The organism is Pandoraea commovens (assembly GCF_024704525.1).
Lineage (GTDB): Bacteria > Pseudomonadota > Gammaproteobacteria > Burkholderiales > Burkholderiaceae > Pandoraea > Pandoraea commovens.
The window spans coordinates 3,301,736-3,319,248 of sequence record NZ_CP102780.1; the positions used below are offsets into that span (position 1 = coordinate 3,301,736).

General features: G+C 62.7%; 13 protein-coding genes. 3 read left to right on the plus strand and 10 right to left on the minus strand.

Going from position 1 to position 17,513, the window contains the following annotated elements; all coding sequences use genetic code 11:
- Positions 1-85: 85 nt before the first annotated feature.
- The gene (hmgA, locus tag NTU39_RS15140) at positions 86-1,405 is read right to left on the minus strand and encodes a homogentisate 1,2-dioxygenase (RefSeq protein WP_150662898.1); all 1,320 of its coding nucleotides are present in this window, start codon (positions 1,403-1,405) and stop codon (positions 86-88) included.
- A 129-nt stretch (positions 1,406-1,534) separates the two neighbouring features.
- Here hmgA and NTU39_RS15145 point away from each other — a divergent pair, with 129 nt between their 5' ends.
- Entirely contained in the window at positions 1,535-2,440 is a 906-nt protein-coding gene (locus tag NTU39_RS15145) for a LysR family transcriptional regulator (RefSeq protein WP_257957977.1), read from the plus strand.
- 54 nt (positions 2,441-2,494) lie between these two features.
- Here the strand turns inward: NTU39_RS15145 and NTU39_RS15150 are convergent, their stop codons facing one another.
- The 9 genes from NTU39_RS15150 to NTU39_RS15190 all read right to left on the minus strand — a co-directional run bounded on the left by NTU39_RS15150 (position 2,495) and on the right by NTU39_RS15190 (position 15,608).
- Positions 2,495-5,884, minus strand: coding sequence for a hybrid sensor histidine kinase/response regulator (locus tag NTU39_RS15150; RefSeq protein ID WP_150662900.1), 3,390 nt, complete (start codon positions 5,882-5,884; stop codon positions 2,495-2,497).
- A gap of 29 nt (positions 5,885-5,913) precedes the next feature.
- Entirely contained in the window at positions 5,914-6,588 is a 675-nt protein-coding gene (locus NTU39_RS15155; RefSeq protein ID WP_039398051.1) for a response regulator, read from the minus strand.
- 206 nt (positions 6,589-6,794) lie between these two features.
- Positions 6,795-7,304 (minus strand): hypothetical protein, encoded by a 510-nt coding sequence (locus NTU39_RS15160; protein WP_150662901.1) that lies wholly within the window; start codon positions 7,302-7,304, stop codon positions 6,795-6,797.
- Positions 7,305-7,909: 605 nt separating this feature from the next.
- A complete protein-coding gene (locus NTU39_RS15165; protein WP_257957978.1) occupies positions 7,910-8,752 on the minus strand; it encodes a sulfite exporter TauE/SafE family protein in 843 nt (280 codons plus the stop codon).
- Between the two features lie 160 nt (positions 8,753-8,912).
- Positions 8,913-10,259: a CaiB/BaiF CoA transferase family protein gene (locus NTU39_RS15170; RefSeq protein WP_257957979.1), complete on the minus strand. Its 1,347-nt coding sequence runs from the start codon at positions 10,257-10,259 to the stop codon at positions 8,913-8,915.
- A gap of 237 nt (positions 10,260-10,496) precedes the next feature.
- Positions 10,497-11,474, minus strand: coding sequence for a magnesium/cobalt transporter CorA (gene corA / locus NTU39_RS15175; protein WP_150662904.1), 978 nt, complete (start codon positions 11,472-11,474; stop codon positions 10,497-10,499).
- Between the two features lie 88 nt (positions 11,475-11,562).
- The gene (locus NTU39_RS15180) at positions 11,563-14,268 is read right to left on the minus strand and encodes a bifunctional acetate--CoA ligase family protein/GNAT family N-acetyltransferase (protein ID WP_150662905.1); all 2,706 of its coding nucleotides are present in this window, start codon (positions 14,266-14,268) and stop codon (positions 11,563-11,565) included.
- Positions 14,269-14,453: 185 nt separating this feature from the next.
- Complete coding sequence (dps, locus tag NTU39_RS15185; protein ID WP_039398040.1) at positions 14,454-14,939, minus strand: DNA starvation/stationary phase protection protein Dps; 486 nt, start codon at positions 14,937-14,939, stop codon at positions 14,454-14,456.
- A 96-nt stretch (positions 14,940-15,035) separates the two neighbouring features.
- Positions 15,036-15,608, minus strand: coding sequence for an HdeD family acid-resistance protein (locus NTU39_RS15190; RefSeq protein WP_150662906.1), 573 nt, complete (start codon positions 15,606-15,608; stop codon positions 15,036-15,038).
- 577 nt (positions 15,609-16,185) lie between these two features.
- Here NTU39_RS15190 and NTU39_RS15195 point away from each other — a divergent pair.
- Positions 16,186-16,713, plus strand: coding sequence for a Csu type fimbrial protein (locus tag NTU39_RS15195; protein WP_150662907.1), 528 nt, complete (start codon positions 16,186-16,188; stop codon positions 16,711-16,713).
- Between the two features lie 24 nt (positions 16,714-16,737).
- Positions 16,738-17,496 (plus strand): fimbrial biogenesis chaperone, encoded by a 759-nt coding sequence (locus NTU39_RS15200; RefSeq protein WP_174984259.1) that lies wholly within the window; start codon positions 16,738-16,740, stop codon positions 17,494-17,496.
- Positions 17,497-17,513: the final 17 nt, after the last annotated feature.

A 17,513-nucleotide genomic window follows, 5' to 3' on the forward strand; every position in this document is an offset into this window, starting at 1 on the left:
CGAGAGAAGCGCCGGGCCGGCCGTCGGGATGATCAAAGGTGTCGTGGCGCAATGGCGTGTGTGCCCTTAACGCCAGCAACGTCCCTTACTTCTGGTTGGGGTTGAAGTGCTTCTTCAAGTCCTGCCAGCAGGTGTAGTAGTTGTCCTGCAACTGCTTGGTCTCCAGTGCGAAGCGCGTCGGGCGAATCACCGCCGGCGTTTCGAACATGAAGGCCATCGTGGCATCGACCTTGTGCGGCTTGCTCGTGTCGGCCGCCGAGGCCTTCTCGAACGTTCCCGCATCCGGGCCATGACCCGACATGCAGTTATGCAGGCTCGCGCCGCCCGGCACGAAGCCTTCAGCCTTGGCGTCGTACACGCCATGAATCAGGCCCATGAACTCGCTCGCAATGTTGCGATGGAACCAGGGCGGGCGGAACGAGTTTTCCATCGCCAGCCAGCGCGGCGGGAAAATCACGAAGTCGATATCGTCGACGCCCGGCGCATTGCTTTGCGATTGCAGCACCAGGAAGATCGACGGATCCGGATGGTCGTAGCTGATCGAGCCAATCGTGTTGAAGTGACGCAGATCGTATTTGTACGGCGCGTAGTTACCGTGCCAGGCCACCACGTCCAGCGGCGAATGGCCGATATCGGCACGCCACAGCGCCCCACCGAACTTCGCCACCAGTTCGAAGTCGCCCTCGACATCTTCATATGCTGCGACAGGCGTCAGGAAGTCGCGCGGATTCGCCAGACCGTTGGAGCCGATCGGGCCCAGATCCGGCAGACGGAGCAATGCGCCGTAGTTCTCGCAAATGTAGCCACGGGCGCGGCCGTCGGGCAGCGTCACGCGAAAACGCACGCCGCGCGGCAGCACGGCAATCTCAAACGGCTCGACTTCCAGCACGCCGAATTCGGTGGCGATACGCAGACGCCCTTCTTGCGGCACGACCAGCAATTCGCCGTCGGCGTTGTAGAAGAAGCGACCGTCCATCGATTTGTTGGCCGCGTACACGTGAATGCCACAGCCGTGACCAGCGTCCGGACCGCCGTTACCGGCCATCGTGACCATGCCATCGACGAAATCGGTCGGTGCTTCGGGCATCGGCAGCGGGTCCCAACGCATCTGGTTCGGCGGCGTAGGCACCTCATCGAAGCGGCTCAACCAGCGCGTGTTCTCGATCGCGGTGAACGGCTTGTGCATGGCGGCAGGACGAATGCGGTACACCCACGAACGGCGATTGTGACCGCGAGGTGCCGTGAACGCCGTACCCGAGAGTTGTTCCGCGTAGAGGCCGTAAGGCGCACGTTGCGGCGAGTTTTGCCCGATCGGCAGTGCGCCCGGCAATGCCTCGGTCGCGAACTCATTGGCGAAACCGGACAAATAGCCCAGTTCCCCCTGAATTTGATCTGCTTGACGCATGAGTGCCTCGTCTCCTGTTTTCGAATGGAACAATTGTCCGCCAAGCGACCACATTTTGCGATATAAATAGACAAATCCACTATATTCACAATGCGAATATCACTCCGGTGAGCCGCTGACGCTTTCTCTATGATTTCCTTACGCGACGTCGATTTGAACCTGCTGGTGGTGTTCCATGCGGTCCTTACGCACCGGAGCATCTCCCAGGCGGCACGGGAGCTGGGGCTATCGCAGCCCGCCGTCAGCAACGGACTCGCACGGTTGCGTCAGACGTTTGAAGATGAGCTGTTCACGCGCACGGGCACCGGCATGCAGCCCACGCCGTTCGCTGAGGCGCTGGCTGAACCCGTGTCGGCTGCATTGGCAGGCATATCTCGGGCCATCAACCATCGTGAGGCGTTCGATCCGGTGACTAGCCAGCGGGAATTTACGTTGGCGATGACGGACGTCGGGGAGGTGTACTTCATGCCCGCGCTGATCGACCTGTGCACTCAGCTGGCGCCAGGGGTGCGTATCAGCACGGTTCGGGCATCGTTGCCCGATCTGAAGGAGGCGATGGCCGCAGGACGCATCGATCTTGCGGTAGGGGCTTTCGACGATCTGACGGGGCCGTTCTTCCAGCGACGATTGTTCCGGCAGCAATATGTGAGCATGTTCCGCATCGGTCACGCGCTCGACTCGCCGGACGCAGGGCTGGCCGAATTCAAGGCGGCTCGCCATCTGTTCGTCGCCACGGGCGACAACCCCTACGCGCGCGTCAATCAGCTTCTCGCACAGGCTGGCTTCGGTTGCGACGCCAATTTCTGGGTGCCCCACTTCATCGCAGTGCCCTACATCGTCAGCACGAACGATCTGGTCGTGACGGTGCCGCAGAAGTTTGCCGAACGCGCCGCAGCACCATTCGGGCTGCACTTCGTCAAACCGCCCCTGCGTCTGCCAGCGCTGCAAACCAATGTGTTCTGGCACCGCCGCTATCATCAGGACGCAGGCAATCAGTGGCTACGTCAGCTGATATCGGAGCATTTCGTGGAATAGCACGACGGGCCGCCTTTTCGGCACCGCCCGCCGCCATCCCCTCCTACCTCACGCTCACGCGTCGCTGGCGATGGCGTGTCCCTGCGAGCGCAGCCAATCGTTCCAGGCCGTATCGAGTGAGTCGAAAGCCGCCTCCATCTGACCGACCGACGACTGCGGCGCAAGGTGCTCGACCTGTGCGGCCAGGGACGCCAGCGAACTCAGACCGAACGCCATGAAGCCGCCACGCAACCGGTGTGCCGAGTGGCGGAGTGTCTCGCGCGAGGACTCGGCGAGCGCCGCCCGGCAATTTGCGATGTCCTGGTCCGCGATCTTGACGAAGGTGTCGAGCATGTCCGACAAGGGCAAACGCCAGTCCTTGGATGACGCCGTCTCAGGCACAGGTTTGGGTGCATTCTCGATCAGTCGCGACGACGCCGGCAACGGCGCGATCTCCACGCAAAGCGACGGGTAGCGCGAGCGAACCAGTTCGATGACACGTAGCAACGAACGGGCATCCACCGGTTTGTAGACGACCGCATCGTAAGGCGATTTCGCCTCGCGATCATTGCGCAGGGTGACGTCTGCCGTGGCCACCACCACCGGCACATGGGGTGCACGTGCCTTGATCGCCGTCGCCAGCGCATGCCCGGAAATGTGCGGCATGTTCGCATCGGTGATAACAAGCATGTGCGACTCGGCATCGAACGCATCAAGCGCTTCGCGAGGGTCGTGATAGCAATCCACCATCGCGCCGAGACCTTCCAACTGACGCGACAGCAACATGCCACTGATCGGATGATCGTCTGCGACCAGTACGTACCAACCGGCCAACGGCCTCACGCGCGTCTGCGCGTTGGCCGTGCCCGGCACCGGCAGGTCGGCGTTGGTCGACAGACCCGGGCGTGGCGTGGCGCCCAGTGCCTCCCAAAGTTCGGCCTGTTGCAGCAGGGCGATGTCGCGCGGCCACGTCGGTGTGCTGCCTGCCGGACGGTCCACCGGCGTAGCACGGAGTAAGTAGACTTCCGCGCCCGCCATGCCGCGCACCGGCCATTCGTCCGCGAACATCAGGAGGCCGGAATCCTGTTCGCGGCCGTCCCCCGTCGACCACGACACGGCGTCGTCATATCGAACCGGGACGAACCCCGCACGGCGGATCAACGCATCGAGGTACCAGTGACGACGCGACAATGCGCTCACATAAGCGAACGTTTCCTGCGAATCCACGACAACCGGTGCCTCGCTTTCGGGTGCCCACGGCAGATGCAGCGTGAAGCGCATGGTCGTGCCCTGCCCCTCCTCGCTGTCGACGGCCAGAACACCACCGAGCATGCCGACGAACTGATGCGAAATCGCCAGTCCCAGCCCGGTGCCATGCTGCATCCCCGGCTCGGTGGTGCTCTTGCCGAATGGCCGGAACAGATCGGCAAGATCTGCGGCCGCAATGCCGACACCGCTATCGCCAACCGTGAAGGCCACGTCGCAGCCCTGCATGTCCGAGCGCGTCACCATTGCACTGAACGCCACGTGCCCCTTTTCGGTGAACTTGATGGCGTTGCCGACAAGGTTCGTCACGACCTGTCCGAGACGCAGCGCATCCGTGTGCACCGCGCGCGCGAGGAGCGGATCGATCATCCAGTCCAACGTGAGGCCCTGCAATCGCGCGCGGCCCGTAAACGACAACCCCACCGCCTCAAGCTCCTTGAGCAGTGAGCAATCGCGCGAATTCAGCTCGAAGCGACCGACCTGAATGCGCGAATAATCGAGAAGATCGTTGATGAGATCGAGCAAATTACGCGTCGAACTCTCCATCACGTCCACGTAATAGCGATGATCGTCGCCAAGGTTCTGCGCGCTGAGCAATTCGAGCGACGCCAGCGTGCCGTACAGTGGCGTGCGCATCTCATGGCTGACGGTCGTGAGGAACACGTCCTTCGCGCGATTGGCGCTCTCCGCAGCAAGACGTGCCTTGCGTTGCTCCAGCTCGAAGCGGCGCTGTTCGGTGACGTCCGACAGTGTGCCGATCAACACCGGTTGCTCACGAAACACCGTGTCGACGAAGCTCACTGCGTAGTGGCGCTCACCCGCATCGTCGAGCGCACTGAGCAGACGCCGGACAGGACGCGCCACCACGCCGCTGTGCAGTTGACGGTACATCCGCGTCAACTCGCCATCGCCAAGATGTCTGAGCAAATCGACCGTACCGGCATACGCCGGATTACTCATCACCACGGCTGGCTCGAACGGATCGATGATCGCCATACCGACGGGTGCCGTCTCGATAAGCGTCTGGGTGAAAGCATCGCGCTCCAGCAACGCCGTCGTACGCTGACGCGCAGGCTCGATGATCCGTTGACGCATATAACGCATGCCTGCATAGACGCCGCCAGCGTACAGAAGCAATAGCAATGTCGCACCGAGCAGCAACGTGGCGTTCTCTTGCAGCAACTGCGCGGGGCGCACGGCGTAACGCACGAACCACGGCGTAGAAGCCAGTCGCCGCTCAAACACCAGACGCTGACCGTCGGAGCGCAAGGTCATCTGCGCTCCGCCAAAGAGCGGCAACGTAACCAGCGTACGCAAATAGCCCAATGACGACATCGGAAGCCCGGCGCTCGCAATGACAAGGCCGTCCTCCGAAATCAACTGGAGCGCTTCGCCGGAGCGTTCAAGGTTGCGCATGCGCGGCGGCACGATCATGTCCGGTGACATGCTGGTGCCGACATAAAGCACCAGATGGCCGTTGAGATCGCGGATCGGCACGAAACTCGAAACGGTTTTCAGATGCGTGACGGGATGCGTGTAGTTGTACGTCCAGAACGGACCTTCACTGTTGCCCCGGATACGCGCGTGATAGCGCTCGACCTTGTTGATTTCTGCGAGCATTGCCTGCGTGTCGCGCGCCAGATCGGCCGGACTGAACGCTTCGCGGCCAACGGCAGGACGATAGGTGGCAAACGCACCGTCTGCGGAAATGATGAAGGTCTCGTCCTGTGCGTCGAGCGGACTCCAGAAGTTGGCGTCGAGCACCATAAGGCGCAACGTCAGACGCGCTAGCAACGCTGCCCGCTCTTGCGAGATTTCCGCCAGTTTGACGATTTCGAATTCGCTGTCCCAGCCCACCCCGTTGATGCGTCGCGCAGTGCCCACCGGCATGGAAATAAGCGGCTTCAGAATGCGGTCGGTCAGCGCCTGCGTGGCACCGCCCGGACGCACGGTGCTTGCCTGGGTCGCCTGTGCCATCGCGCGGGCCTGCTCGTTGAAGATTTCGAGGTCCCGGATTTCTCGCCCGACAGCCGCAAAGAACGACTCCGTCTTTTGTCCGCTTTGCCAGAGTGTGCCGAAGAGCGCATAGGAGACCGCTGCGACCCACACCGACAAACCGAACAGCAGGGCCAGCAGGCCACCAATGCGAAGCAGGCGGCCCGCGATCGCGATGTCGCGCGTCATCGTTCTGGCAGGCATAGACTCCAACGTCTGTGGTCGGGGCGAACTCAGGCGGCACTCGGCGCTTCGGCTTCGCCGTCACGCGCAAACTGAACCGGGCTCGACACATGCAGCTTGAACAACTCCATGTCGGTGCGGCAACCCAACTTGCACATGGCCATGCGCTTCTGGTTGTTGATCGTCTTGGCCGAACGCTTCAGCGCGCCCGCAATTTGCGACACGTTCTGACCATCCAGATACATGCGCAGCACTTCCATTTCCTTGGGCGAGAGCGGGCGTCGTGCCGTCGGCTTGCGGCGCATCTGCTCCTCGAGAATCTGCTCGGCGCGCCCGCCGCGATAGCTCATACCGCGACGGCAACGCTCCACACACACGGTGATTTCACGCAGATCGTCGGACTTGGTCATCACACCCAACACCCCACAGCTGTCGAGTGCGTGAATGATGGCCGGCTGTTCGATCGACGTGAACACGATGATCTTGACGTCGGGGTACTTGCGACGGACGCGGTTGATCATGACGAGGCCATCGCCGAATGCGCCACCGGGCATGCAGTAATCGGTAATGAGGACGTCGACGGAATTCGTTTCGAGCGCCTTGAACAACTCGGTCGAATTCGAGACGGGAGGCAGCACGTGAAAGCCCGGGTCCGGGGACAGCATTTCACGTAGCGTGGAGGCGACGATCGGGTGATCGTCCGCAATCAGAATCTTTACCATCATTTGCTGGATCCTGTTAAAAGAAGTCAGCCGTGGGCGCGCGCGATCCCTCGCCGTGTCTTCGCGTCATGGCTTCCCAAAAGAGGAATGTGCGTCTTGCCGACGCACGCGTTGGTCACGAAGGCGTGACCGCATTGCTGCTGGGCGACGATTACGGGGCCCGACAGTCCGGCGCGTGGGCCGCTCTCGGCCCCCGCCCGTTACCTGCCTTATCCGGCGCTCCCGACACTTCCGGCGACGACCGCACCCGGTCCATCGACGGTGGTCCACGCCGAGCACGTCTTGTGCCCTGTCAACCGGGTTGTGCCCACGCCGATGACCGGCTTGACACAGTAACGAATGCGAACGCCGCGCAAACCTGCCGAGGGCATCATCTCGCGCGTCCGTCCGACAACGCGAATGCGTGTCGGTCCGGCGGCGGCTTCCCACAGATGTACGCTATCGGTCTCAGGCCAATCCGCCATCCATCGGTACGAGCCGCTCACGACCGTGCCTACCCTCGGCGTATCGCTCAGCTTCACCGCTGCTGCCACCGGGCGCATCCGCGATTCGACCTCTCGCGATGACGCAACCGGAGGCTCCATCCGCGCCAGCGAAGCCCCGCCGCTCTCCGATTCCAGCAGGGGGGCCGTTGCATCCGCCGTCGACGCTTTGTATTCGCTACATCCCGCAAGCAGCGCCATCGCCAGCGCGCTGCCAAGGCTTATTAGTGTCGTCACAGCGCGCCGTCCCATCGTTCGCGTGGCATTTGAGCGAGAGCATTGGCTGGGCAGGAAAGCGTCAACGTGTGTTTGTGTCATCGGTCCATTACCAATCGTCTCGCCGCGTGACAAAGGAACGTTACGCGTCATTTTTACGACCAGCGGAAATATAGGATAAATCTACAAATCCCAACCGTTTTGGATCTCTTTATAGGAAACATCCTAGTCCAAATTAGGAGGAATACCGTTCGCGCCTTACACAGCCCGCGCGTCAGCATCGAATTCAGTGCGGAAATAACTCAGATGACGTAGTGCGGATGCTCAGGCAGCGTTCCAATTGACACGCAAGTGAGGAAAAGATTCATTTGAAAGATGCCAGTGATGTCAGCCATAGGCCGCACGCGGCGTGGTAAGTCGGTGCCGAAAAGGCAAAAAGTCACTCGAAAGACGTTGCGACTTTCGAAATACTTCGCTTCTTTTGATTTTTAGACGCAAAGCGCGTCAACGCCACCGATACCGGTAGCGATTAAATTTTATTAAATTTCGTTAAATTCGATTAAAGCGGGAGATAAGCCGAAGGAAATCCAGCATCGCGCAGACTTAGCGGCTTTGAATAAATAGATTCAAGCGCCAAACGCTTTGACGAACATGCCGAATGCCACGACGGCCATGAGCGTAGAGAAGATTTGTTGAAGCCGCGATGCGGCCAGACGTGGCGCGAGCGCACGCCCCAGCAACATGCCCGCGACAGCGCCCACGACAAACGTCCACCCCTGCGTTCCCGGATGCATGCCATGCCACCACGCATTGGCGACGGTGCCCGCAGAAATCAGCGCGATGACGAAGAGTGACGTCGCCACCACGCCGTGCACCGAAATGTCCGTGAAGCGCCGCAGTGCAGGCACGATGACGAAACCGCCCCCAACGCCGAGCAGCCCGGACGCAAAGCCCGAAATGGCACCGATCGCACCCAGCGTACTCGCCACCTGCCGAGTCCAGTGCAAGCGCCCCGTCGCGGGGTCCATCCGGCATGGCGGCAACGGTGCGCACGTACCCGCGATGCCACTCGCCCCCGCACCGCCCCCACCACCACGGGAAGCGCGATACATCCGTGCGGCCACGATCAGCATCGCCACGGCGAACAGCCCGACGAGCCACCGCTCCGGCAGCCGATGCGCCATCCAGGAGCCCAATGGCGCGAGACAAACCCCGATGCCCGCCATCAGCATCGCCGCGCGATAGCGCACGATACCGGCCCGCAAGCCTTGCACACTGCCCACGGCGGCACTCGCGCCGACGGCAAGCAAGGCGACGGGTCCCGCCTGCGGCACGCCCCAACCGAGTCCGAACACCAGCGCCGGCACCGCAAAGATGCCACCACCCGCGCCCGTCAAACCCAACACCAGTCCGACCGCTGCACCGAGCAGGGCGGCCGTGGGCGAAGCACTCGAAAGGTCGGGGAACATGGGCGATATCCAGCAGGGAGTGGTCTGGCACCAAGCCAAATCACTATTTGTCATAAGCTTATGACGATGAATTATATAGAAGCATCAGACGACAGAAAAGAAAAGCGGCGCTACCTGAGCGCCGCCGTGTCTGAAAATGCGGGGAAACGACAAAAAATGCCTATGACGAGGATGTCCGGACACTGATGTCCACCGGCAGCTCGCTGGCATCGAGCCCCGCCTCGTGTTCTGCATCAAGTTCCGCGATGATGTCCCCCGTGTGCGCACCCGGCGCGGGTGGATCGAGACGCGTGACAGGGCTTTGTCCGTTAAGACGCACGGGCGAGACGATCGTGTGGGTCGTCTCGCCGCTGGGCAGCACCATCGGGCGCACCCAGCCCATATGCGCCACCTGCGGATCGGACAGCACTCGGGAATAGGTGCTGATTTCCGTGCACGGGACACCCACGGCTACCAGCCGCGCGAGCCAGACATCCCGGTCGTCCAGCACGAATACCGCTTCGAGCACGTCGCGCAACGCGGCCTGATGGCGCGCCCGCTCCCGTGCACTGCCGAACCGCGGGTCGTCGAGCAGATCCACACGGTGCACGAGGGCGCAAATCGCCTCCCAATGCGTCTGGGCGTCCAAATCCATACCGAAGTAGCCGTCGCGCGCCCGGAAGGTCGGCCAAGGGGCAGAAGGGCCGCCAAAACGCTCGCCCTCACCGGGCAGCGGTACGGCCAGCGGCGAGACCTTGCCATGCCCCGCTGCGTCAGCCAGCGCCCGGCGCTGACGCGCTACCGCCGACATCTCGGCGTCGGCTTGCGCCGCGTCGCCTGCGTCCGTAGCGGCCATGGCGGCTGCGGGCACGAGCCCTGCGCGATGGGCAGCCTCGGCTCCGGCATCGCCCGCCCGCAACGCGGCAATCGCCAGCGTCGCGCCGAGCATCGGCACATCGATGTGCACGCCCACGCCCTGCTGCTTCGCTGCGACGAGCGCCGCCGAAACGGAAAACGCGGCGTACAGCCCTGCGGCCAGATCGGCAATAGGCAGATCGCGCGGCGGCTCGGCACCGCTTGGCGCCACGCCCAGCATGCCCCTGAGCGCCTCAAGCGCGGGCACCCCCGGCTGCGGCACGGAGCGCGGGCCATCTTGTCCGAATGCGGAAATGGAAACGTAGACGAGATGCGGTTGCACAGCCGACAACGCATCGTAGCCAAGCCCGGCGCGCGCCAACGTGCCGGGTGGCAAACACTCGATGACGACGTCCGCCCCGCGCACCAGCGTGTGAGCGAGGCTTCGGCCTTCGAGCGTTAGCAGATCCAGCGCGACAGAGCGCTTGTTGCGACGCAATCCGACCTGCGCCGATTCGCTGATCGTGCTTTGGTATTCGTTGGAAATATCGTCGACGGGATCGTCGACCATGATGACGTCCGCGCCCATGTCGGCAAGCAGCATGCCGCAATAGGCACCTGCCGCGCCACGACAGAACTCAATGACGCGGATCCCCGTAAGTGGTGCATTCAATATCTGACCCCTATTTGCTTGCCTGGCGGTTTGTTGTTGTTTTCAACCCTTGGCAGCCGTCTGACGCGGCATTCAGCGCATTCTAGAACAGTTATTCAACGCCGGTCACTGCGAAAAAATGGAGGTCGCACCACACGTTGCCACCGGGCAACAACCCGGGTGGCAACGCCGCCGGGACACGCGCCTGACACAGACAACGCCCCCAGCCCGTTGGCTGTCACAACCCTGCAAGGGCCGTTACAGCCAACCCGCCTTGCGGAATTTCATGAATAGCAAGACGTCGATGACGACCATCGCGGCAATACAGGCTGGATACCCATATTGGAATTTCAGTTCGGGAATGTCAGCGAAATTCATGCCGTAGATCCCGGCAATCATCGTTGGCACGGCAAAAAGCGCCGCGAACGACCCGAGTCGCTTCGTCGTTTCGTTCTCGGAGAGCGAAATCATGCCGAGATTGACGGAGAGCGCTGTCGTGACCATTTCTCGCAGCAGATCGATGTTTTTCGTAATGCGTTGGAGATGGTCGAAGACGTCGCGGAAGTACTCCTGCATGCCACCGCACAGCTTGGGCGCCATAGCCCCGAACAACTTGCTGACCGCTTCCATGAGCGGCACGCACGCGTGTTGCAGCGTAATGAGCCGACGCTTGAGCTGATACAGATCCTCGATGATCGCGCGTCCCTTGTTCGGCGCATTCGGGGTAAAGATCTGCTCTTCGATGGCTTCGAGCTGTGCTTCAAGGTCGTTGAACACGGGGAAGTAGCTGTCGACGATGGCGTCCATCAGGGCATAGAGGACGAAGATCGAACCCTGGCGCAACAAGTGCGGTTCTTTCTCCGCTCGCGCACGCACCGCGCCCAGTCCCTGCGTGGCGTTCGAGCGCACCGAGAGCACATAGTTGTGCCCTGCGAAAATCGCGACTTCGCCAATCGCGAAATCGCCGTCAGCGTCCTTGTTAAGCACGTGCAGCACCGCAAAGAGCGAGTCGCCGTACTGCTCGATTTTCGGACGCTGATGCCCGTGCTGGGCGTCTTCGACGGCGAGGTCATGCAGGCCGAATTCGTGCTGCATCTGCGCCAGTTCGCCCGGCCCGGGATCCTTGAGCGCCACCCAGACAAAGCAGTGCGGACGTTCAAGATAGTCCGAGATTTCATCGGGGTGCAGATCGGCAATCTTGCGGCCATCCTCATAGGCCACACAGTTCACTAGCATGCGTCTTCCTGGTCGAGGCGGCCTTGCACTCTACACGTGGCGCGAGCGTCGGGCACTGCGCGCGCTACCGCCGCGACCCTCGCGACCGTCAGCCCTTGCGTGTCTCGCGCGCCTGCGCCGTCTGTTGCAGCGGCAGCCGGATATGAACGATGCCCGCCTCCATCTCCTTGTCTTCGACAAAGCCGAGATGACGGGCGAGTGTCAGCATACGCGTATTTGCCGTGAGCACATAGCCGATGAGTTCCCCGGTGCCACGCTTGCGGCTGTAGTCGACGATATGCTCCATGAGCGCACGCCCCAGCCCTCGCCCCTGCGCCGCAGGACTCACCGTCACCGCGAACTCGGCCACGGTGTTGTCCGGGTCGGCCAAAGCCTGCACCACGCCCAGCAATCGCGTGTTGCCCGCCTCGTCCTTTTCCGTGGCGACGAACGTCATCGCACGGTCGTAGTCGATCTGCGTAACTCGCGCCATCTGCGAATGCGACAGCTCCTTGATCAGACCGAAGTAGCGGAACTGCACGTCCTGCGGCGTCAGTGTGTGGAAGAACGCGTTGTAGGCCGGTTCGTCCTCCGGGCGGATGGGACGTACGCGCACGGGCTTTCCACCTGCATCGACGGTGCTTTCGAGCTCCTGCGGATATGGCGCGATCGACAGACGTCCGTGCCCGGGGAGCGACGGCTTGCGCGCCACAATGCGCGCATCGAGCGCCAGCACGCCATGCGCATCGGCAAACAACGGATTGATGTCCAGCTCGGCGATCTCCGGCACATCGCACACGAGTTGCGAGAGCTTCACCAGCGTCAGATAGATTGCCTCGTGATCGGCGGCGGGACGGCTGCGATAGCCCGCGAGCAACTTCGACACACGGGCACGCGCCACCATGTCGCGCGCGAGGTTCAGGTTCAGCGGCGGCAGGCCGATGGTGCGATCGGCGATGACTTCGACGGCCGTGCCGCCCTGCCCGAATAGCAGCACCGGACCGAAGACGTTGTCGGTCGCCACCCCCACGATCAGCTCGAAGGCTTCGGCACCGTTCGCCATACGCTGCACCGAATAGCCGGTCACACGTGCATCGGGTTTCGCGGCCCGTGCACGCTTGGCGATCTGGCGTGCCGCGTCGCTCGCTTGCTCTGCCGTTTCGATGTTGAGCACCACGCCGCCCACATCGGACTTGTGCGTGATGTCCGGCGAAATCAGTTTGACGGCGACGGGAAAACCGATGCCCTTCGCGACTTCGCCCGCCAGCTCCGGCGTCTCGGCAACGAGCGTCTCGACCACCGGAATCCCGTAGGCGGCGAGCACGCCCTTCGCTTCCGGTTCGGTGAGCAACTCCCGGCCCTCACGCATGGCGCTGTCGACAATGGCGCGCACGCGCGCGACATCCGGCGCGAAGCCCGGCGGGATCGAGGGCGGCGTTTCCATCAGCAACGCCTGATTGCGTCGATAGTTGACGGCTTCGAGAAAGGCACGCGCGGCGTTCTCCGGCGTGTCGTAGGTCGGCAGCCCGGCCTCGCGGCAGATGCGGCGCGCGCGCTCGGCCGTCTCGCCGCCGAGCCAGCAGGTGAAAACGTTTTTCGACGGACGCGGCAGCGCCGCAAGTGCGTTCGCCACGTCGAGACTCGGCATCACCGCGGTGGGTGCCTGAATGAAGAGGACGGCCGCTGTCTCGGGGTCTTCGCATAGCGCTGCGAGCGTGGCCGTGTAGCGTTCGAGATCCGCGTCACCGCCTATGTCCACCGGGTTCGTACGGCCCAGCGTTTTGGGTAACGCGGCGTCGAGCGCGGCACGGGTCTTTTCCGTCAGATGGGCCAGCTTGCCGCCATCGAGCACCAACGCATCGGTCGCCATCACGCCCGCGCCGCCGCCGTTGGTCATGATCGACAGCTTGTCGCCTGCGAACGGACGCAGGCGTGCCAGCGTCTCGACAGCCGCAAACAGTTCGTCGGTGGTATCCACACGCAACATCCCTGCGCGACGGATCGCGGCGTCGTACACGTCGTCCGAGCCAGCCAGTGCGCCGGTGTGCGACGCAGCGGCCTGCGCGCCTTCAGGCACACGTCCCGACTTGATCACGACGACCGGCTTGTTGCGTGCTGCCGCGCGCGCCGCGGACATGAATTTACGCGCATCGCGAATCGATTCCATGTACATCAGAATGGCGTCCGTGCCGGGATCGCTCGCCAGATAATCGAGCATGTCGCCGAAATCCACGTCGGCACTGTCACCCATCGACACGAAGTGCGAGAAGCCGATTTCGCGGGCGTCGGCCCAGTCGAGTACAGCCGTCGTCAGTGCTCCCGACTGGGAGACGAATGCGAGTTTGCCCGCGCGTGCGCCCATGTGCGCGAAGCTGGCGTTCAGGCCGATGCCGGGACTCAGCAGCCCGATGCAGTTCGGACCGAGAATGCGCAGCACGTGCGGCTTCGCATTTTTGAGCATGCGGTCCTGCAACGTCACGCCGTGACGATCCTTTTCTCTGGCAAGCCCCGAGGTCAGCACGACCACCGCGCGGGTGCCACGCTCACCCAGCTCGCGAATCAGATCGGGCACGGTCGACGGCGGCGTACAGATCACCGCGAGGTCGGGTGCCTGCGGCAGATCGCCCACGTCGCGGTAGCACTTGAGATCGGCGAGCGTCGAATACTTCGGATTGACGGGATAGATGTCGCCCTTGAAGCCCCCGTCGACGATGTTTTGCAGCACGGTCGTCCCCACGCGTCGCTCGCGATTGGACGCGCCGATCACGGCGACCGACTTCGGCTGGAACATCTGGCTCAGGTTACGGGTGGTCATAGCGACTCCGGGGGGTGAGTTAGACAGCGTGGAAAACAGCGAGGCTGAGAACGTGAGAACGCGCGCTCCGGCTCAAGCGGCGCGCGCGTTCATCGTCGTCTGTGATGCAGAACTATCGGCGGAACCGTCGATGCTGAAAGATGGGTTCGTCGCGCGGACGCCCGCACAGGCGCCCGGGCATATCGTCACTCGCCGCGCAGGTGCGCTTCCACCTTCCACAGGTGATCGTCGACACCGCGCGAGATTTCGGTGAAGACGTCCGACGTGGTGGCGTCGCCGATCTCGGCTGACGCATCGATCAGGCCGCGAATGATCTCGCCGTAAGCCGCGAGGGCTTCGGCCAACGCGGCGGCATGATCGAGACCGCGCTTGAACTCGTTCTTGTACGTCGGCAATTCGGTCTTCTGTGCAACGGTTTGCACGCGGCCGTCGGCCACGCCGCCCAGCGCCACCAGACGCTCGGCGCACAGATCGGCCCATTCGATGGCCGCGTTATAAACCTCGTCGAAAAGCAAGTGCAGTTCGATGAAGCCCGGGCCGTGCACGTTCCAGTGGGCCTGCTTCGCCTGACGCTGTACGTCGATGCCGTTGATCAGCCCACGATTGAGCTGGTTGACCGATTCGATACGGATCTTTTCACCGAGGGTGTTACGCGTATGATTCAAAGCCATTTCACACTCCTGACGTCTGGCAACTCGCAGGTTGCCGGGGGGAAGCCGTCGGCGACGGGCGCTCGGCGCCCATGCGGACGAACGGAGACAACGCGACTACGACCTGAGGTGTCCCGGTGGCGCATGCGACACGCCATGCGCGGCACCTCGCAGTTTGAATCCTGCCAGCACCAACAAAGCGCCCCAGATGATGGCCCACGACCCGATGGCCCAGATCAGCGCCAACGCGCCCGCGCCCGGTTGCCACATGATGAAGATGGCGAACAGGATGCTGAAGGCACCGGAGAGAATGACCCACAGTTCGCCCTTGATCTCGCGACGCAGCGCGATACCGGCAGCCACCTGCAACACGCCGGTGACAAAACTCCAGGCCACGATATAGATAAGCAACGCAACGGCGGTCAACGCCGGGTTGAGATAAGTCAGGACTCCGATCACTATGCCCGCGATGCCTTGCAGCAACGGCAGCCACCAATCGGCATGCTCCTGGCGCGCACTCCATGCGCCGCTGAGCGAGAAGACCCCGTCCACGAACGAAAACGCGCCGAAACAAAGCACCAGCACCGCAATCGTCACGCCGGGTAACGCAAAGGCGGCGATACCGAATATCACCGCCAACACACCGCGCAGCACAAGCAACCACCAGTATTTCGACAGAAGTCTGAGCATGGCATCCCTCTCGTGAAATATCCGCAGGTAGCGAATCCGGACGACGAGCACCTACCACACCTACAACACGTTTGGTGCGTATGGGCGCGCAGATAGGCGTCAAGAACCCATTCTAGAGACGGCTTCGACGTGAGATCAAGTGAAATATACGCGAATGCTTGTGTCATTCGCACGCGCTTTGACAGACGTCATCCGATCTCGATTCTCCGCTCCGCACGCCCACAGGGACTTCCGCAACGACACCCGCGATCGCCCCGCCATCGCTGCGGCAATGCGTCGCATTCGCACGCGTTACCTCACCATCATTGCCCGCAACCACTCAACACATGCGCAATGCGTCCGTCGAAAACATGCGCTTTGCGCGTACACCTCCGAGACGCTCAGCGCGTCGCTTCGCCTTTCAATTGGGATCATTCCGAAAGTACTTTGTGCGCTCGTATTTCGGGCAAACGCCCTCATAAACTACGTAAAAAGCGTCCGAAATGCAGTGCGTGTACGGGCGTCACAAGAACGGTATCTACGTAGTCCCTACGGTGAATCATCGCGCTTTCTAATAGGACTCCAAAGGAGAACCATCATGAACCGACCGCTGCTTTGTCTGGCCCTCACGGGAATCGTCGCTGCGCTTGGACAGAGCGCACCGGCTCGTGCCGCCGTTTACTCCAACGGGTCGGCGACCGCTCAGATGCGCGTCCAGCTGACGATCCTGCCCGGGTGCACCATCGCCGCCACGCCCATGACGTTCAACGCGGTACAGGGTTCGGCGACAGGACCGGTGGCGACCACCTCGTCGCTCACCGTGATCTGTACCGCGTCGACGGGTTACAACATCGGCCTGAATGCGGGCACTGTACCGAACTCCACCGAGACCAACCGCTTGCTGGCGGGCACGCTCACCGGCAACACCACGACCATTCCGTTCGGGCTTTTTCAGGACGCTGGCTACGCCACGCCGTGGGGCAATACGCAGGGCTCGAACACCCTCAGCGACTCGGGCACGGGCGTGGTCAAGACGTACACCGTCTATGGTCAGGCGACGCTCTCGGCCACCATGCCCGCGCCGGACGTCTACTCGTCGACCGTCACGGCGACCGTCTACTTCTGAGAGGTCAGGTGAATCATGGCGAACATGAGCCCTCCCAGACCGGTCGCCCGGCGGCCGACGGCGTATGCCTGCGGCGGCGCGTTCGTCGCGCTGCTCACACTTTGCGTGACTGACGGCAACGGCGCGACGCTGCAAGTCTCGCCGGTCATCGTCAACATCCTGCCGACGCAGCCTGCGACTACGCTCACGCTCGGGAACTCCGGCGATCTGCCGATTCACGGCCAGTTGCGTCTGTATGCGTGGACGCAACGCAACGGCGACAACGTGCTCACGCCCACCGAAGCGCTCATCGCCAGCCCACCCATTGTGCGCATCGAACCTGGTGACCGGCAGATCGTGCGGCTGGTGTATGTGGCCCAAAAAGTCGAGGGAAGCGAGCAGAGCTACCGGCTGCTGGTGGACGAGTTGCCGCCTGTCGACGCCACGCCATCGGAGGGCGTCTCCATCCGCCTGCGCTACTCGCTGCCGGTGTTCGTGCAGGCGAATCAGACGCGCTCGCCCTCGCTGCGTTTCGACGTGCGCATGACGCGGGGCGAGCTGGAAGTGCGCAATGACGGCCAGCGTCACGCTCAGTTGGGGGCGACACGGGTACTCGACGCTTCCGGACGCAGCGTGGAGCTCACGCGCGGCTTGCTCGGCTACGTGCTCGCCGGACAAACGCGTCGTTTCGCGGTGCGCTGGCCCGCCGGTGCGCCTCCCGTTGCACCGTTCACGGTGGAGTCACGCGTCGACGCGGTGCCGATGCGCTTTGTCGCGGGCGTCGCGCCGGACGAACGTCGCTAGGCGTGTCCGTGGCCATC

Coding starts and splice junctions, on each gene's coding strand:
- hmgA (WP_150662898.1), bottom strand. CDS start 1,405: ATGCGTCAAGCAGATCAAATTCAGGGGGAACTGGGCTATTTGTCCGGT.
- NTU39_RS15145 (WP_257957977.1), top strand. CDS start 1,535: ATGATTTCCTTACGCGACGTCGATTTGAACCTGCTGGTGGTGTTCCAT.
- NTU39_RS15150 (WP_150662900.1), bottom strand. CDS start 5,884: ATGCCTGCCAGAACGATGACGCGCGACATCGCGATCGCGGGCCGCCTG.
- NTU39_RS15155 (WP_039398051.1), bottom strand. CDS start 6,588: ATGATGGTAAAGATTCTGATTGCGGACGATCACCCGATCGTCGCCTCC.
- NTU39_RS15165 (WP_257957978.1), bottom strand. CDS start 8,752: ATGTTCCCCGACCTTTCGAGTGCTTCGCCCACGGCCGCCCTGCTCGGT.
- corA (WP_150662904.1), bottom strand. CDS start 11,474: ATGCTAGTGAACTGTGTGGCCTATGAGGATGGCCGCAAGATTGCCGAT.
- NTU39_RS15180 (WP_150662905.1), bottom strand. CDS start 14,268: ATGACCACCCGTAACCTGAGCCAGATGTTCCAGCCGAAGTCGGTCGCC.
- dps (WP_039398040.1), bottom strand. CDS start 14,939: ATGGCTTTGAATCATACGCGTAACACCCTCGGTGAAAAGATCCGTATC.
- NTU39_RS15190 (WP_150662906.1), bottom strand. CDS start 15,608: ATGCTCAGACTTCTGTCGAAATACTGGTGGTTGCTTGTGCTGCGCGGT.
- NTU39_RS15195 (WP_150662907.1), top strand. CDS start 16,186: ATGAACCGACCGCTGCTTTGTCTGGCCCTCACGGGAATCGTCGCTGCG.
- NTU39_RS15200 (WP_174984259.1), top strand. CDS start 16,738: ATGAGCCCTCCCAGACCGGTCGCCCGGCGGCCGACGGCGTATGCCTGC.